The 15,930-nt window shown below is 72.9% G+C and carries 19 protein-coding genes; 11 read left to right on the forward strand and 8 right to left on the reverse strand.

Features of this window, described 5'->3' with window-relative positions:
- Positions 1–28 precede the first annotated feature (28 nt).
- The 3 genes from H297_RS0118045 to H297_RS0118055 all read left to right on the forward strand — a co-directional run bounded on the left by H297_RS0118045 (position 29) and on the right by H297_RS0118055 (position 2,294).
- On the forward strand, positions 29–487 hold the full coding sequence (locus tag H297_RS0118045; protein ID WP_199787228.1) for a hypothetical protein: 459 nt from the start codon (positions 29–31) through the stop codon (positions 485–487).
- 369 nt (positions 488–856) lie between these two features.
- The gene (locus tag H297_RS44335) at positions 857–1,135 is read left to right on the forward strand and encodes a hypothetical protein (RefSeq protein WP_486589557.1); all 279 of its coding nucleotides are present in this window, start codon (positions 857–859) and stop codon (positions 1,133–1,135) included.
- On the forward strand, positions 1,125–2,294 hold the full coding sequence (locus H297_RS0118055; protein ID WP_027738214.1) for an MAB_1171c family putative transporter: 1,170 nt from the start codon (positions 1,125–1,127) through the stop codon (positions 2,292–2,294). Before H297_RS44335 ends, H297_RS0118055 begins: the two co-directional genes overlap by 11 nt.
- On the opposite strand, the gene H297_RS0118060 is transcribed toward H297_RS0118055, so the two are convergent.
- Positions 2,291–3,445: an MGDG synthase family glycosyltransferase gene (locus H297_RS0118060; RefSeq protein ID WP_027738215.1), complete on the reverse strand. Its 1,155-nt coding sequence runs from the start codon at positions 3,443–3,445 to the stop codon at positions 2,291–2,293. The two genes, H297_RS0118055 and H297_RS0118060, sit on opposite strands and share 4 nt — an antisense overlap.
- A gap of 478 nt (positions 3,446–3,923) precedes the next feature.
- Here H297_RS0118060 and H297_RS0118065 point away from each other — a divergent pair, with 478 nt between their 5' ends.
- The 5 genes from H297_RS0118065 to H297_RS0118085 all read left to right on the forward strand — a co-directional run bounded on the left by H297_RS0118065 (position 3,924) and on the right by H297_RS0118085 (position 7,990).
- On the forward strand, positions 3,924–4,745 hold the full coding sequence (locus H297_RS0118065) for an SDR family NAD(P)-dependent oxidoreductase (protein ID WP_078514284.1): 822 nt from the start codon (positions 3,924–3,926) through the stop codon (positions 4,743–4,745).
- 9 nt (positions 4,746–4,754) lie between these two features.
- The gene (locus H297_RS0118070) at positions 4,755–5,645 is read left to right on the forward strand and encodes a DMT family transporter (RefSeq protein ID WP_027738217.1); all 891 of its coding nucleotides are present in this window, start codon (positions 4,755–4,757) and stop codon (positions 5,643–5,645) included.
- A gap of 4 nt (positions 5,646–5,649) precedes the next feature.
- Positions 5,650–6,378, forward strand: a complete 729-nt coding sequence (locus tag H297_RS0118075) for a polysaccharide deacetylase family protein (protein WP_027738218.1) — start codon at positions 5,650–5,652, stop codon at positions 6,376–6,378.
- 454 nt (positions 6,379–6,832) lie between these two features.
- Positions 6,833–7,696, forward strand: a complete 864-nt coding sequence (locus tag H297_RS36980; protein WP_051351954.1) for a SigB/SigF/SigG family RNA polymerase sigma factor — start codon at positions 6,833–6,835, stop codon at positions 7,694–7,696.
- Between the two features lie 48 nt (positions 7,697–7,744).
- Positions 7,745–7,990 carry a DUF5133 domain-containing protein gene (locus H297_RS0118085; RefSeq protein WP_027738219.1) on the forward strand — a complete coding sequence of 82 codons (246 nt, stop codon included), beginning with the start codon at positions 7,745–7,747 and terminating at the stop codon, positions 7,988–7,990.
- A gap of 207 nt (positions 7,991–8,197) precedes the next feature.
- Here H297_RS0118085 and H297_RS0118090 read toward each other — a convergent pair whose 3' ends face one another.
- Complete coding sequence (locus H297_RS0118090; protein WP_027738220.1) at positions 8,198–8,914, reverse strand: type 1 glutamine amidotransferase; 717 nt, start codon at positions 8,912–8,914, stop codon at positions 8,198–8,200.
- Between the two features lie 180 nt (positions 8,915–9,094).
- Here H297_RS0118090 and H297_RS0118095 point away from each other — a divergent pair, with 180 nt between their 5' ends.
- Complete coding sequence (locus tag H297_RS0118095) at positions 9,095–9,310, forward strand: DUF4236 domain-containing protein (RefSeq protein ID WP_027738221.1); 216 nt, start codon at positions 9,095–9,097, stop codon at positions 9,308–9,310.
- A 107-nt stretch (positions 9,311–9,417) separates the two neighbouring features.
- Here the strand turns inward: H297_RS0118095 and H297_RS36985 are convergent, their stop codons facing one another.
- The 4 genes from H297_RS36985 to H297_RS0118115 all read right to left on the reverse strand — a co-directional run bounded on the left by H297_RS36985 (position 9,418) and on the right by H297_RS0118115 (position 11,527).
- Positions 9,418–9,600 (reverse strand): hypothetical protein, encoded by a 183-nt coding sequence (locus H297_RS36985; protein ID WP_158693707.1) that lies wholly within the window; start codon positions 9,598–9,600, stop codon positions 9,418–9,420.
- A 144-nt stretch (positions 9,601–9,744) separates the two neighbouring features.
- Entirely contained in the window at positions 9,745–10,023 is a 279-nt protein-coding gene (locus H297_RS36990) for a hypothetical protein (protein ID WP_051351955.1), read from the reverse strand.
- Positions 10,024–10,124: 101 nt separating this feature from the next.
- Positions 10,125–10,637, reverse strand: a complete 513-nt coding sequence (locus H297_RS36995) for a MarR family transcriptional regulator (protein ID WP_037794649.1) — start codon at positions 10,635–10,637, stop codon at positions 10,125–10,127.
- Between the two features lie 260 nt (positions 10,638–10,897).
- Positions 10,898–11,527: a hypothetical protein gene (locus H297_RS0118115; protein ID WP_027738223.1), complete on the reverse strand. Its 630-nt coding sequence runs from the start codon at positions 11,525–11,527 to the stop codon at positions 10,898–10,900.
- Positions 11,528–11,767: 240 nt separating this feature from the next.
- Here H297_RS0118115 and H297_RS0118130 point away from each other — a divergent pair, with 240 nt between their 5' ends.
- Positions 11,768–12,220 carry a cold shock domain-containing protein gene (locus H297_RS0118130; protein ID WP_027738224.1) on the forward strand — a complete coding sequence of 151 codons (453 nt, stop codon included), beginning with the start codon at positions 11,768–11,770 and terminating at the stop codon, positions 12,218–12,220.
- Positions 12,221–12,361: 141 nt separating this feature from the next.
- On the opposite strand, the gene H297_RS44340 is transcribed toward H297_RS0118130, so the two are convergent.
- The gene (locus H297_RS44340; protein ID WP_486589558.1) at positions 12,362–13,297 is read right to left on the reverse strand and encodes a GNAT family N-acetyltransferase; all 936 of its coding nucleotides are present in this window, start codon (positions 13,295–13,297) and stop codon (positions 12,362–12,364) included.
- 587 nt (positions 13,298–13,884) lie between these two features.
- On the reverse strand, positions 13,885–14,568 hold the full coding sequence (locus tag H297_RS0118145; protein WP_027738226.1) for an aggregation-promoting factor C-terminal-like domain-containing protein: 684 nt from the start codon (positions 14,566–14,568) through the stop codon (positions 13,885–13,887).
- Positions 14,569–15,131: 563 nt separating this feature from the next.
- On the opposite strand from H297_RS0118145, the gene H297_RS0118150 reads away from it, so the two are divergent.
- The gene (locus H297_RS0118150; protein ID WP_027738227.1) at positions 15,132–15,893 is read left to right on the forward strand and encodes a DeoR/GlpR family DNA-binding transcription regulator; all 762 of its coding nucleotides are present in this window, start codon (positions 15,132–15,134) and stop codon (positions 15,891–15,893) included.
- Positions 15,894–15,930: the final 37 nt, after the last annotated feature.

Raw genomic sequence — 15,930 nt, forward strand, 5'->3', positions numbered from 1 at the left:
GGAGACATCACGAACGAGGACGACACCGATGAGCGGCAACGAACCGGCACACGGCACCACGGGACGCCCCCTGCTCCACAAGTTCACCGAGCGGCTCAACGAACTGATCCGCACCGTGTACCCGGACGACAGCAAGCGACCGGGATACGGACGGCTCGCGAAGGAGATCAGCGAGACGACCGGCGGCGCGATTTCGGGAACCTACCTGTGGGAGCTGACCACGGGCAGGAAGCGGAACGTGACTCTGGAACAGCTCGACATCCTCGCCCAGTTCTTCGGCGTGCCGCCTGAGTACTTCTTGAACGATGAAGTATTCGAGCACGTACGGGAGCAACTCACCCTTGCCACGGCACTCAAGGATGCCCAGGTCCGCAATATCGCTCTGCGCTCACAAGGACTTTCACCGGCGGCCTTGAATTCCCTCTTGACCATGGTCAACGAGGCACGCAGGATGGGGGCTTCGCGAGACCCCGAAGACACGCGATAAGGCACACGAGGCCGAAGGAACTGGCCTCCTCCCGGTTCGGCCATCCGGCAGCACCGGTGGTGCACGCGTGTCCACCAGCGCAATCGGGAAGGAGGCCGGAAAGCGTTTTCCACAGCATCCCTGGCTTACCGGAACTTCAAACTCCGCAGGAAATGCCAGGAAATCATCGACCAGTTCAGTATTCCCCGGCCGTTCTCCATCGCTTCGCTCAGCATTCGCATTTCCGAACGCCGCGGGAGGCCGCTGTACTTCCACGCGCTGCCGGCCGACGCGGCACAGTTCGGCACGTCGGGCCTCTGGCTGGCCACATCCGTCGACGACCACATCTACTTCGAGCAGAACACCTCGACGCTGCACCAGGAACACATCGTGCTGCACGAACTCGCGCACATGCTGTTCGACCACCACCGGCTCAGCGAAGAGACCGACGGACCGGCCATGGAGGCGCTTCTGCCGGACCTCGCACCCCATCTTCGGGAACGACTGCTGAGCCGGGCGGACTTCAACACGCGACAGGAGCAGGAAGCCGAGATGCTCGCCAGCCTGATACGCACCAGCACGGAAGACCCCCACGACCCGCCACCACGCGGAACGCTGGACAAGCTCGGATCCGCGCTCGGCGTGCCCACCTCCTCGCATGACGGGTGACCTGCTCAGCGTGGGAGAAGGCCTCGCCTACCCCAGCGTCCTGCTGCTGTGGAGCGCGGTTCTGCTGCGCGCCGCCCCCGCGCTGCGCTCCCCCTACCAGCGCGACCTGTGGCTCGCCGTCGCCTCGGCGACCGCCGCCATGACGCTGACCCTGCCGCCCCTGACCGACCGCATCACCGCCCTGGGAGGCCCCGCCCACCTGGTGTCCCTGGCCGCGAACCTGTGCGGGGTGCTCTCGGCGGGCGCAGTGCTCTCGTTCGTCGCGGCCTCCGTCGGCGCCCGCTGGCTGAGCGCCGTCTGCTGGCCGGCCACGGCGATCGCACTGGGGCTGCTGTGCCTGCTCGACCTCCTGGCGCCGCCCCACCAGGAGCACCAATTGCCGCCCATGGGCCCGGCGACGCCCTCCCTCGCCTACTGGCTCACGCTGATGGCACCCCACCTGGTCGCCAACACCGTCTGTACCGGTATGTGCTGGCGGTACGCCTGTCGCGCACAGGACCGCTCCCTGTCGGTCAGCCTGCGGCTGTTCGGCCTGAGCACCGCCCTGTGCGGCCTGTACTGGTCCGGCCACCTCCTGCGGCTCACCGCGGACGTCGACGCGAGCACGCCCTTCCTCCCGCTGCTGATGAACCTGCACGGCGTCTTCCGCGCAGTGGCCATTCTGGTCCCCACCTGGTTCCCGGTGCGGCGCGCACTCGACGACATCGTCACCGCCTGGCGCCTGTGGCCCCTGTGGCGGGATCTGGTGGACTCCTTGCCGCAGGTGGTTCTCGTGCGGCGGCGCAGCATGCTGGCGGAGACCTTGTGGCCGCTGTTCCCCCGCAAGCTGCTCGTCTACCGCAAGGTCATCGAGATGCGGGACGCCATCCTCATTCTCAGCAACCACGCGGCGCCCGGCCTCTCCCGGCGCGCGCGTCTGCACGTCGCCGCTGCCGGTGTCACCGACTCCCGTGCCGGAGCCGCCGTCGTCGCGTGCATCATGAGACAGTTGCGCGGCGCGGAACTCACGGAGCAGCCCCCGCAGCGGGACGACGCGATCCCCCTCGTTCCCGATCACGGCGGCCTGCAGGGCGAGACCAGGTTTCTGCTCGATGTCGCCAGGGCCTACAAGTCCCCGGCCGCCCGTACGTTCACCGGTGGCGCGGCCGACCGTACCTAGCGCGCGTCTCCCCGTCGGCCGGACCGCGCTCCCCGGGAGGCCGCCAGCCGCTCCAGTTCGGCTGCGGCGTCCGCGCGGAAGGCGGCGCGAGCTGCCGTGAGCTGCCCGGAACGGGTGGGGCCGCGGGACGCCAGGGCGCGGACGGCCCGTGCCGGTTCGCCCTCGCCGTGCGCGGGCAGGGAGAGCCCGGCGCGGGCCATGGCATGGACGCCGGCGACGGCGTGCCCGGGCAGCGGGCGGTGGGCCACGACAGGGAGGCCCGCGGCGAGTGCCTGGACGGCGGTCTGTCCGGCTGCGTTGTCCAGCAGGACGTCCGCGGCTGCCATCAGCCCGGGAAGGTCGGTCACCCAGCCGAGCGGCAGCAGTCCGGGACGCCCGGCGGCCCGGCGGCGCAGCCGCTCGTCGTTGCCGCACAGCAGCACGGGCAGGCAGTCGTGGGCGGCCAGCCGGCCCGCCGTACGCAGCAGTCCGGTTCCCACGCCCCAGGCCCCGGTGGACAGCAGGACCGCGGGCCGGTCCGGTCCGGCATCCACCGCGGGCCCTGCGCCGTGCCGCCGGAGCAGGTCGTGCCAGCGGCCGTCCACGTCCCGTGGCGCGAAGAACCGTGCCGGGACCACGGGCCCCGTGGTGCGCGCGGGCCGTCCGGTGGTCACCCGTACCTGCTGCGCGGCGGCTTCTGTCACGCACAGGTGGAGGTCGTTGCCGGGGTGCAGCCAGCCTCGGTGGACGGCGAAGTCGACCACGACGACCGCGGTGGGGACCGCCAGCGCGCCCCGTTCCCGCAGCGGTCCGGTCACCTGGGCGCACAGATGGAACGTGGGGACGACGACGTCCGGGCGCCAGCGTGCGACGGTGTGCAGCAGCGGACGCCGGGCCAGCGCGGCGAGCGGGGCGCTGCTCGGGCGCGGCCCGCCGGTTCCGCTGTGCGCCAGGAAACCCGCGTAGACCGCCCCGTACAGCCCCGGCAGATGGCGGACGGTGGCGCGGTAGCCGGTGCGCAGCGCCCGCCCGGTGCCGGACGGCAGCAGCGTGAGGATGTCCTGGACGGCCGCCTCGTGCCCGCGGGCCCGCAACCGGTGGGCGAGTTCGTGTGCGACCGCGTCGTGGCCCGCCCCCATCCCGGCACTCAGCAGCAGGAACCGGTGCGGCACGGGGACTCCAGTGGTCGTCGGGCCGGACCGGGCGGGGCCCGGGGGCGGCCGGCCCGGGACGCCGCCCTCGGGTCCTACGGGTGGCCCGGCTCGCGCGGCCGAGCACGGCACCCGTGGACCAGTGTGCTGTCCGGCCCCCGGCGAAGCGGTACCGACACTCGGGCGCGCGACGGCCGCGGCCCGCGTCCCGGCCCCGGGTGCCCCGGCCGCCGCCACCTTGCGAGGGAGAGCCGATCAGGTGGTTCGACCGGGCCGAGCACGGCTCCGAGCGGGGCGGCGGACCGGCGGCCAGCATGCTGGATCCGGGGCTCGTCCCGCCCCGGCCCACCTTCCCGGCCCCGTCGTGGCCCGTACCGCTCACCGGAGGCGTCCAGTGTTCGACAGGCTCGGCAGATCCGACCGCCGTCACACACACCCCCTCCTCCGCACGCGCCTGCCCCGCACCGCCTCGGGCCTTCCCGTCGGCCCCTCCGCACGCATGTACGCGCTCGGACAGGCGCACCCGCCGGAACGGGCGCGGCCGCATCCGCGCGGCGACGCGGACGCCCCGTGCCACCGGCCGGTCGCGCTGGTCACCGGCGCGTCCTCCGGCATCGGAACAGCCGTCGCCGAGCAGTTGGCTGCCGACGGCGGGTGGCGGCTCCTGCTCAACGGGCGCGACCCGCACCGCCTCGGTCAGGTCGCCGGCCGCACCGGCGGCGTCCCGCTGGCCGCCGACCTGGCCGACCCCCGCGCGCGCACGCGGCTGGCCGAGGAGGCACTGGTGCACAGCGGCCGCGTGGACGCCCTGGTGGCGGGCGCCGGCATCGGATGGGCCGGTTCGTTCACCGCGATGCCCGCCCAGGACATCGACGACGTGCTGACCCTCAACCTCAACGCCACGCTGCACCTGGTGCGGCTGCTGCTGCCGGGCATGGTGGAGCGGGGCTGCGGGCGGGTGGTGCTCATCGGATCGATGGCCGGCAGCGTCGGCGTACGGGGCGAGGCCGTGTACGCGGCGACCAAGGCCGGGCTGACCACCTTCGCCGACAGCCTGCGCTACGAGCTGGCGCCCAGCGGGGTGCGGGTGTCGATGGTCATGCCCGGCGTGGTCGACACCCCTTTCTTCCAGCGGCGCGGGGCGCCCTACCACCGCGACCGCCCCCGGCCCGTTCCGGCAGGCAGCGTCGCCAGAGCCGTCTGCCGGGCCCTGCACACCGGCCGGCCCAACGCCTATGTGCCGTCCTGGATGGCGATGCCCGCCTGGCTGCACGGCACCGCCCCGGGAGTGTTCCGCTCGCTCGCCCAGCGCTTCGGATAGGGGCCGCCCGTGCTGTGGACGGCCGTCTCCATCCTGCTGGCCCTGCTGGCCGCGTTGGGCAACGCCGCTGCCTCGGTGCTCCAGCGCCGTGCCGCCGCCGTGGAAGAGCCCGGGCCGTCCGGGCGTCGGCTGTCGTGGCTTCCGCACCTGCTGCGCCGGCCGGTGTGGCTGTGGGGCGCGGTCACTCTGGTGGCCTCCGGGGTGTGCCAGGCGGGCGCGCTGGCCACCGGGCCGCTGGCGGTGGTGCAGCCGGTGATGACAACGGAACTGCTGTTCACCCTGATGCTGGGCAGCTTCGTCTTCCGGCAGCGGGCGGGGCACCGGGCCTGGGGCGCGTTCGTGGCGATGGTGGTGGGGCTGGCCGCCCTGCTGGCCCTGGTGTGGCCCTCGGGTGGCAAGGCGTCGGTGCCGGACGGCCGGTGGCTGGTGGGGGCGCCGCTGATGGCGGCGCTGGTCATCGCACTGGTCGTGGTGGCCTTCCGGCTCCCCTCGGCACCGCGGGCGACCGTACTGGGGTCGGCCACGGCAGTGCTGTTCGGGGTGACGGCGGCGCTGATGAAGGACGCCATCTCCAAGCTGGCCGACGACGGGCTGGTCCGTCTGCTGACGGCGTGGCAGACCTACGGGGTGGTGGTCGCCGGACTGGCCGGGTTCCTGCTGCTCCAGTTGACGCTGCACGCGGGCACGCTGGTGGCCTCGCAGCCCGCGCTGACGCTCGGGGACGCGTTCTTGAGCGTGGTGCTGGGCGCCACGCTCTTCGACGAACGGCTGTCGCTGGGCTGGCGGGTGGTGCCGGAGCTGATCGCTCTCGGGCTGATCTGTTTCGGCAGCATCCAGTTGGCCCGTACCCCCGCGGTGGCCGGGCACTCCGGGAAGAAGAAAGCGGAGGAGACGTGGTGAACCCGTGACCTGCCGCCGCACACTCGCCGCCGCGGTGGCCGCTCCGGTGGCGGTGGCGGCCTGGCACATCGTCCCGGCGGCGACCTGGCTGCCTCCGGTACGGGCGGTGCTGCGCCCCTCGCTGGACGGACGCGGCGACCCGGGGCACATCGCGCTGACATTCGACGACGGCCCGGACGTCCGCTCCACCCCGTACTTCCTGCGGGAGCTCGCGCGCCTGAACGTGCGGGCCACCTTCTTCCTCCAGGGCGCCGCCGTCCGGCGCCACCCGGCCCTGGTGCGCTCCATGGCCGCCGCGGGGCACGAGCTGGCCGTGCACTGCTGGGAGCACCAGCCGCCCTGGCTGCCGCGTCCCGTGGCCGACCGCCGTGACCTGCGACGCGCGGTGCTCGTCCTGCGGGAGACCACCGGCACCGACCCGCGCTGGTACCGGCCGCCCTTCGGTGTGCTCACCGCCACCCGTTGGCAGGCCGCGCGCCGGCTCGGGCTGCTGCCGGTCCTGTGGACGTCCTGGGGGCGCGACTGGCAGGACAGCGCGGACGCCGACAGCGTGCTGTCGCAGCTGTGCAAGCGGCTCACCGGCGGCGCGACGGTCCTGCTGCACGACAGCGACCGCAACAGCGCCCCCGGCTCCTGGCACGTCACCCTCGCGGCCCTCCCCCGCCTGGTGGCCCGCTGCCGGGAGGCCGGATGGGCCGTCGGCCCGCTGGCGGAGCACGGGATCCGCGCCTGACCCCGGGCCCGCCGGGTGCGCCCGCCGGCACCCGGCGCGCGGCGCGCACCACAGCATGGCGGCCGCCCCGGAGAGGCCCGGCCGCCATCGCCATGAAGGAGGCGCTGCGCGGAGCGGCACGGGTAGCGGTGACACCCCGGTCCGCCCGTGAACCGCTCGCGCGCTTGCATCAGTGCGGTACCCGCACGGTTCGGTGCATGGCAGTGCGACCCGCGCACCGGTTCGGTGAGGGCTCGCGGCGGGGTGTGGACCCGGGCGTCCGTGCCCCGTCGAAAATCGGGAAGCACCGAGGGGGTTTAGGACCCTTGGTGACGGATAGACGAGACGCCGAGTGCTTGGGAGTACAGGCACATCCGCGGGAGGCGCCGCACAGCAGGCGCCCCGGGTGTGTCGAACCCGGGCTTTCTCCCGCGGCTGATCCAGGTGTCAGCGAGACCGGGAGGAGCCAGATCCCATGTGCGCCGTACGGTACCGCCCTCAGCGAGCACGGCACAGCCACGACGACGCCCCCGACACCACGCAGGACTTCCAGCGGCTCGCCGCTCTGCCTGAAGGGCCCGAGCGGGAGAAGCTGAGCAGCGAACTGGTCGAGGCCTGGTTGCCCATGGCCCACCGGCTGGCGGCCAAGTACCGCAGCCGCGGAGAGTCCTTGGAGGACTTGGAGCAGGTCGCCGCACTCGGCCTGGTCAAGGCGGTCGACCGGTACGACCCCGCGCACGGCACCCCCTTCGTGCCGTTCGCCGTCCCCACCATCACCGGTGAGATCCGCCGCCACTTCCGCGACCACACCTGGGACGTGCACGTACCGCGTCGCGTCCAGGAACTGCGCAACAAGGTGCGCACCGCGATCCGGGAGCTCGGCACAGCAGTCGACGACCACACTCCGTCCGCCGAACGCATCGCCGCCCACACCGGGCTCTCCCAGGAGGACGTGGAGACCGGGCTGGAGGCCATCGGGAGCTTCAGGTCGCTCTCGCTGGACGCCTCCACGGGAGACTCGGACGACGGGTTCTCCCTGGTCGACACCTTCGGGGAGTCCGATCCCGACTACGAGAAGGTGGTCACCAAGGAGGCGGTCAAACCCTGTCTGCGCGAGCTGCCGGAGCGCCAGCGTCGTGTGCTGTACATGCGGTTCTTCCGCGACATGACGCAGTCCCGCATCGGCAAGGAGTTGGGCATCTCGCAGATGCACGTCTCGCGTCTGCTGAGCAAGAGCTTCGAACACGTCCGCCACGAGGTCGAGCACGGCCGTCGGCCGGCCCGGTCGCGGTGCACCGCCGGCGCCGGTGCGACCCGGGCCGGGGCGAGCCGCGCCTGAGCGCCGCAGCGATCACGGACCCCTGACCGGGAGAGGAAGACCACCCACATGCTGATGGCCCACCCCGCCGTTCTCCGCGACCTCGTCGAGCAGTACGAGACGCTCAGCGCCCTGCATGCCGAAGAGGGCTCACCGGAGAGCCGGCAGCGCCTCAACGACGTCACGTACACCCTGTGCGTGTCCACCGGCACCCAGGACGTGGACGCGGCCCTGATCGCCGCCCGGCACCACCTCCCCGGCGCCCGCCCGGCGGACGACTCCCTGCTGGGCGGTGCCGCGGCGAAGGAGGGCTGACCGGCGACGAGGCCGGAGACCGGCCGAAGCGGCAGCACCGCTTCTCGCTGACTCCCACGGCGGGTGGGACCGGGCCGCAACGAGGGCCCGGCCCCACCCGTCCTCTGTGTGATCCGTCGACTGTGTGTGACACGTCCGCTGCGTGTACCGGCCTCGGCATCGGTCCGCCCGCACCGGTGGCACGCCACGTCGGCGGCCGGAGCGGCCTCAGTGGTCGGGCATGCGTGCCGTCCGGGCCACGACGGCGGCGAACCGGTGGGTGACCTCGCGCCACACCGGGGTCGCGGACGGCGCGTCCCCCGCGGCCCGGCGGTGCAGCTCCTCGCGGTCCAGGCCCTGCTCGGCAAGGCTCGCGGCGTCCCAGTCCAGCAGCCGGTCCGGGGTGGTCTCCGGATGGAACTGCACGCCCCACGCCCGCTCCCCCACCCGGAAGGCCTGGTACGGGCAACGGTCGCTCTCCGCCAGCCAGGCGGACCCCGCCGGGAGGGCGGTGATGGCGTCCTTGTGCCGTTCGATGGCGGTGACCCGCTCCGGCAGGCCGTGGAAGAGCGGATCGTCGGCGGTCTCCGCCCGCAGTGTGAGAGGGGTACTGCCCAGCTCGGGGGTGCCGTGCTCGGCGGCGACCCGCCCGCCCGCCACGTGGGCCAGCATCTGACCGCCCAGACAGATTCCGAGGAAGGGGATCCGCTCGCTGAGGGCCTGGTACACGAGCCGCCGGGTGGGTGCCAGCCACGGTGCGCGGCTGTCGTCGTCGGGCAGGTAGCCGCCCCCGAGGACGACGAGGGCGGCGTGCGTCAGTCGCGAGGGCACGGCTTCGCCCCCGTACCCGTGCACGACATCGAGCCCGAGCCCGGCCTGCGCAAGCCAGTCACCGATGCGGCCCGGACCACCACGCGGAGTGTTCTGCACCGCCAGCACCCGCATTCCCACGCTGTTCACCGCTCCCCTTGTGCTTCCGGCTGCGCTGTTCCCCCTCATCCTCGGGTGCGCTGTCTTCCTCGGGTGCACCGGCACTCCGCGGCCCGGCGGGGCCGACCGGCTGTCCGCTTGGCACGTGGCTTCGCGGGTACCCGCAGGCGGTCAGTGTGCCGACAGGGAGGAATCATGGGGGTCACTTTCCGGAAGAGCTTCCGGATCCTGCCGGGAGTGCGGATGAACATCAACCGCCGGTCCGTGTCGTTCACGGTGGGTGGCCCCGGCGGGCCACGCCGTACGCACAGCACCACGGGCCGCCGGACGACGTCGATGGACCTTCCCGGCCCCTTCGGATACCGGCGCAGCAGCCGCCGGTCGGGCCGGCGCCGCACCACGCGGCACTGAGCGGGAGACACCGCCCTCGGGAGGGTGGCACAGCGGAGGCGGGCGGCCGATGCCGCCCGCCTCCGCTGTGTCGTCCCGGTACGCGCACGTGGTTCCCGCGCCGCGCCTCAGATCCGTCCGCCGGTCAGCCGGGTCAACGGCCCCCGCTTTCTGCGCGCGGTCCCCCGTCCCAGCGCGAAGGCCCCGGTCAGCAGGGCCAGCAGTCCGCCGCCGGCCCCGGCGGCGAGCGTCTTGCGCTCTCGTACGGCGGTCAGACCGATGGAAGCCGCGGTACCTGCCGTGGAAGTCACCGACACGAGCCTGTTCTTGACGGCTGTGCTGCTCTTCTCGGCGGCGTGCTCAGCACTTTCCTTCACGTTTCGCACAGGGTCAGCCATGCGGTTGCGGGTTGCCGCACATCCGGTGGCCAAACCCCGTGCGCAACGGTTCACGCCTCAACCGCCGTACAGGCCGCGGAAGAAGAGGTAGCCGATCAGCATGCCGAGAACGAGCCCGGCTATGGAGACACCGATCGCGGTCGTCGCGAGTCGTTCCTGCTTGGACTTGGCCACGAGGCCGCAGATGAGGCCGGCGATACCGAACCCTGGTGGGCAGAAGAGGAAAGCGATGGCACCGAGCACGATGCCGACGATGCTCAGGGTGTTGGACGGATTTGCGGGTGGTCCCGGCTGGTACGGCGGTCCCTGCTGGTACGGCGGTCCCGGGTAAGACACTGGCCCCCCTCGGATGTGTCGGGTGACGTCACCCTAGGGAGTGGGCGGCCGGGTGGGTAGACCCCGCACGGGATCGACGAGGCGTGACAGGCGGACCGTGGTCAGGCAGGTCTGAGCGCCGTGTCAGCGGGAGTGGCCGCGGAAGGGTGCGGGCCTGCCTCGCCCCCCGCCGCGTCGGTGAAGCCCCGCAGCCCCTTCATCAGTGCCTCCCTCTCGCGCGGACGCATGGCGCCGAGGATCTCCAGGAGAGCTTCCTCCCGCTGTTCGCGCAGATCGCGCAGGTAGGCGCGGCCGCGCGGGGTCATCCGCAGTTCCAGCTCCCGTCGGCTGGTGGGGCTGGGCGCTCGTTCCACGAACCCGATGGCCTCCAGCCGGTCGCACAGTCTGCTGACCGACGAGGGGGCGGAGCCCAGTGCCTCGCCGAGCGCTCTCAGGTTCATTCCCTCGTCGCGGTCGATGCAGTACATGACGCGCAGTTGCGACGGTGAGACCGGCGCGGTGGAGGCGGCATTCCTGCCCCGCTCCCACAGCACCTCCAGCAGCTCGATGACCTCGCCTGCCCGCTGCGCACTGTCGCGGGCGTGACGACCGGGAGGGGTAGGGTTCACACCCATATCAGTACCACTCCAAATGGGCGGACGAGGCGCACGCCGGGCGAGGCCCTGCGCCTGCCTGTGCTGTGCGGTTCCGGTCCGACGGGGCGATGGGGCGGCCTCCGGCGCGTGCCTGTCCCCGGCCGTCCCGTATGCCCGGTGAGCCGCGTCCCATGCCGTGCTCGTCCACCCCGTGCCCTGCTCGACCGTCCTGTGCCGCGCTGGTCTCATGGCCCAGCCGGTCCCGCCGGGCGCCGGCGGCCGGTCCGCGAAGCGGAGCGTCAGCCGATCTGCGGCCGGACCGCTCCGGCGGTACGCCGGACCACTGCCGGCGGGGTACTGGTCGGCCGGGCGTTGAGCAGGGAGTCGAAGAGCGCCCGCGCTTCGAGCAGCGCGGCGCGGGTGTCCTCGGTCACACCATCGGGGGTCGTGCTGTCCGCACCGCGCGGCGCAGCAGCGCAGACCTCGTGGGCGCGACGGTAGCCGTGGACGCGGCGGGCGTGGTGCACCGACAGGGCGGCGATCCGCTCCTCGTAGGACACCTCGGCCGGGTAGCCGCGCTCGGTGGCCAGCTCGGTGAGCAGGGCCTCGGCAGCGTCGAGGGCCCGGTGCGGCGACGTGGTGAACTCCTCCTGGAGGGCGCCCCACTGCGCGAGGTAGCGCTCCCGGTCGGCCCGGTTGAGCGGCAGCACCGGCAGTCCGGCGTACCGCTTGAGCCGCCCGCGCAGTTCCCGCCCCGTCGTCCGCACGTCCCCCTGGTGCCGTGCCAGGACGCGGTCGTACTCGGGGCCGAAGCGGCGTGCGAGCTCCTCGCCCTCGCGGGCCGCCGCCTCCTGCCGGATGCGGAGGGCGAGCCCGGCGGAGACCACCAGGACCACGGCGAGTCCGGCGATGAGCAGGATGGTGAACATGCGCGCCTTCTCCCCGGCTCCGGGGCCCGTCGGCGCGGAGGAGCCGTGCTGAAATGGGGGATCCAGGCCCTGGACAAGGGTCTGGCTTGGGGCGCCTGCCCACCCGATGCGGCGGTAAACCCCCCGGTGAGGGAGATCCACCCCAACGGCGACGCGGCAGCGGATCTTCGCTAGGATCCGGAACCAGTTGTCCGGGCAAGGGGCCCGGGAGTGTGGTTGAGATTGTGGGTTGAGGTGGACATGGTTGCTGGTCGAGTCGTCCGGTTCGACGGTGCGCGGGGTTACGGTTTCATCGCGCCGGACCACGGGGGCGAAGACGTCTTCCTGCACGCGAACGACCTGATGATGCCGGAGTCCTACGTACACACGGGTGTGGCGGTGGAGTTCGAGATCGAAGACGGCGACCGGGGCCTGAAGGCCTCCTCGGTCCGTCTGATGCACAACCCGGACAGTGCCTCGCCCTTCGAGCCCGTGGCGCCGGTCAGGCCCCAGGCTCACGCCTCCTCTTCGGGCTCCGTCCGCTCCGACGACGGTGAAGACCCGATGTGCGACGTCCTCAGTGTCGCCGAGTACACCAGGTCGGTGACCGAGCTGCTGCTGGAGACGGCGCCGGGGCTGACCGGCACGCAGATCCTGGACATCCGCCGCAGGCTGGTGGAGTTCGGCAAGCAGCGCGGCTGGGCCGAGGACTGACCCGGAGCACTCCCCGGCTCCGGATACGAGCCCGCGAGCGTCGCAGACGCCGCCGCTGAACCTTTCGCCGCCGCGCCCGTACGGTACGCACCGTACGGGCGCGGCGGCGTTGCCGGTCGGCGGGCCGCCCGGCCCGGCGGCTCAGATGCCGAACGCCGCCGGGTAGGCGATCACTCCGGACGGTGCGGGCCCGGCGTCCTCGTCCAGGGTGAGCGCCATCATGGCCTCGTCGGGCACGTCGAGCGGCGCGCGGATACCGAAGCGGGAGGCCGGGACGAAGCCGAAACGCGGGTAGTACTCGGGATGTCCCAGCACGAGCACGAGGTTCTCCCCCCTCTCCCGCGCCGCGCACAGTGCGGCCCGTACAGCGGCCGAACCGGCGCCCGTGCGCTGGAAGGCGGGCAGCACGGCGCACGGGGCCAGTGTGAGCGCCGGGTGTCCGTCGACATGGCACCGGGTGAGCAGGGCGTGGCCGACGGGCGTGCCGTCGGGCGCCTGCGCCAGAAGGGAGAGCCCCTCGATCCACGCACCCGGGTCGGCGCGCAGCGCCTCGACGATGTCGGCCTCCTCGGACGTCGGGAAGGCGGCGAGGTCGATCTGCCGGATCTCCGCGGCGTCCTGCGGTGAGCCCGGCGTCTCGGCTCGGGTGGCCCAACCCTGCGCGGACGCGGAGGGGTTGACTCCGGCCACCGGGAGAGAACTCCCTCCGGTCATGTCCTCGGCGGCTGCGGTGCTCGTCGTCTCGTCCATGGTGGGTCCGTTCTGCTCGATGGCCCTGGGGGCAGGGGAAAAGCTGCTGCGGCGGCAGATGCGGGGGCCGTCCGGTGGGGCGGCGGGAGGCAGTTCGCGATCCCTGTAGCGGTGGTCGCCGCCGTGGGCCCGCCGCGTCCCGCTCTTTTCGTACAGGTCGACGAGGGGCGCTGCCCCGCCCGGCCGGAAGACGTCGGAGCTGCCGTCGGCGAACGGTACGCGACGTACGGAGCACCGCAGTATGGCGACCCGGTCGGTCAGCCCGCTCTCCCCCGCGGCGGCGTCGAGGTCGGCCGGGTCCGGTCGGTGCGGGTCGACGCCGGTCATGAAGACACCCGTGAGGGGAGGCGCGGCGAGCGACGGCGCGGAGCACCGTTGCCCGCGGGCAGCGTCCGGGAGACGTGCCCGTGCCCGCTCGGGCGGCGGACCGGCGAGCTCGCACACGTGCGGGGTGCCCGCGTGGGAGCCGGGTCCTGGGCGGGGCGGCCCATGGCGCAGGGGGAGGGAGGATCCTGCGGAGGCGCTGGTGGAGGAGTCGTTCGTGGTACGGGACAACAGGAGACCCTTGCGGTGAAGGAGTCCCGGTGCTGTGGAGGCGTGGCCGACCTGGCGGGATCAGGCCAGGGCGGTAGCCCGGTCCAGGACCGGGGCCCGGGAGATGAGGACCGGCCAAACGCCGCGCGCGGCGGCGGTCTCCACGACAGTCATCGACTCATCTCCCCTTCCGCTTGCGGCGGATCGTCCGTGCTGCGGCCGCTCCGCCCGTCCATGTCGCGGAAAAGGTAGCACGCACCCCGCGGAACCCACCGCCCCGCGACGGGCTCCACCGGGCCCGGCCCGTCGGCCTCGGCGGGCGGGGCCCGGCCCGCTCGGGTGTGAGCGGACCAGGCCCCGGTGCGCGCCGGGGAACCGGCTCAGTACCAGCCGTGCTTGTTGTGGTGGGCGAGTGCCGCCTGCCACGAGCCGTAGCGGTTCTCCACGTACCGCTCGGCTCCGGCGTGCTGCTGGGCGACCGTTCCCTTGCCCCAGGACTGGTCGGTCTGGAACAGCCCGTAGTACTTGCCGTTGCGGGCGTTGGGGTTGCCGCTGGACTCCCGGCGGATGATCTCCGCCTTCGCCGCGTTCTCGCCCGTGGCGGCGGTCGAGGACTGCGGCTTGGAGCGGGACGCGTGCGGCGCCTGCTGGTGCGGGGCGGCACTCTGTGCCTGTGGGGCCTGCGGCGACTGGGACTGGGGGTCGGCCTGCGGCCGGGAGTCCTCGGCCGCCGGGGGCGGTACCGAGGGAGCCGGCTGCGGGGTACTCGCGTTTTCGAGTTCGAGATGCTGGCCCGGGTAGATCCGGTCGGGGTCGTCCAGCGCGTTTCGCTCGGCGAGGTTCTGCCAGGTGGTGCCGTGCCGCCCGGCCACCTCCGAGAGCGTGTCGCCGGGCTGCACCTCGTACCCGGCGGCGCCCTGGGTCGGTGCGGCGGCCCCCGCGTGCGCGAGCGTGTGCGTGTGCGTGTCGGCGGCCTGAGCCTCCTGCGCGAAGGCGGAGCCGGCCGGAACGGCGACCGCAGCCGCCGTGAGGACGCCGAAGGTGGCGATCTTGGTCTTACGCATCTGAATCAAGTCCTTACCGTCGAGTCCGGAGACTCTCTGTTGGGGTCAGAGGAAAGCCCGTCAGGGCGGTAGCAAACTCCCTGCGACCCGCTGCGGGCCGACGATCCGTCCGGCTCGGCCGATCTTTCACTCGGGCAGAGGTACCGGGCGTCCCCGTTGGGCGGTACGCGGCGCCTTCGCGGCGGGTCGCACGTGTCGCCTCGCGGCGGGGAGAGCGCGGCCCCGGCCGACGGGGGTAGGCGCCGGGCGGGGCCCCGCACCGTGCCCGTGCGGTCGTCCGCACGGGCACGGTGCGGTCGCCGACCCGGGATCGGGCACGGAACGGGCGTCCGCATACCGGTAACGGGCGGTCGGCGCAACCGGACAGGGGCTTCCACCTGGTGTTGTGCGAGGAGTGACGGGAGGGCAAGCGGGCGGAAGCGGGCACGATCCGGTCGACCGGAAGTCTGGTGGCGCCCGGGCCCGGGCCGGTACAACACTGCACACGGGCAGGAACGGGCAGCCCGGTGCCCGATCGGAGCCCGTAGCAGCCGGACATTTCGGACGAAGGAGAGCGGCGGGCCATGAGCGCGGCGGAGCGGCAGCGGCAGATCGTCGGTACGGCACGGCGGCTGGGCTCTGTCGAGGTGACCCGGCTCGCCGACGCTCTCGGTGTCGCCAAGGAGACGGTCCGCCGCGATCTGCGCGTCCTGGAGCAGCACGGGCTGCTGCGCCGTACGCACGGTGGTGCCTATCCGGTGGAGAGCGCGGGTTTCGAGACGACGCTGGAGTACCGCACCACCATGCACGTCCCCGAGAAGCGGCGGATCGCGGCGGCGGCCGTCGAGCTGCTCGGGGACGCGGAGACGGTCTTCGTCGACGAGGGCTTCACTCCGCAGCTCATCGCCGAGGCGCTGCCCACCGACCGGCCGCTGACGGTGGTGACGGCTTCGCTCCCGGTGGCGAACGCGCTGGCGACGGCCGGCGACTTCACCGTGCTGCTGCTGGGCGGGCGGGTGCGGGGCGGCACGCTGGCCACCGTCGAGCACTGGACGACGAAGATGCTGGCCGGCTTCGTCATCGATCTGGCGTTCGTCGGTGCCAACGGCATCTCCCGCGAGCACGGGCTGACCACTCCGGACCCGGCGGTCAGCGAGGTGAAGGCGCAGGCGATGCGGGCGGCGCGGCGGCGGGTCTTCGCGGGGCTGCACACCAAGTTCGGCGCCGTGAGCTTCTGCCGTTTCGCGGAGGTGGGCGACTTCGAGGCGCTCGTCACCTCCACGGGCCTGCCCGCCCAGGAGGCCCACCGCTACGCGCTCCAGGGGCCGCAGATCCTCAGAGTCTGACCCCTCCCCCGCCCTCGTCCCGCCGGACAGCTTCCTC

The sequence above is a fragment of the Streptomyces sp. CNT360 genome (genome assembly GCF_000424785.1).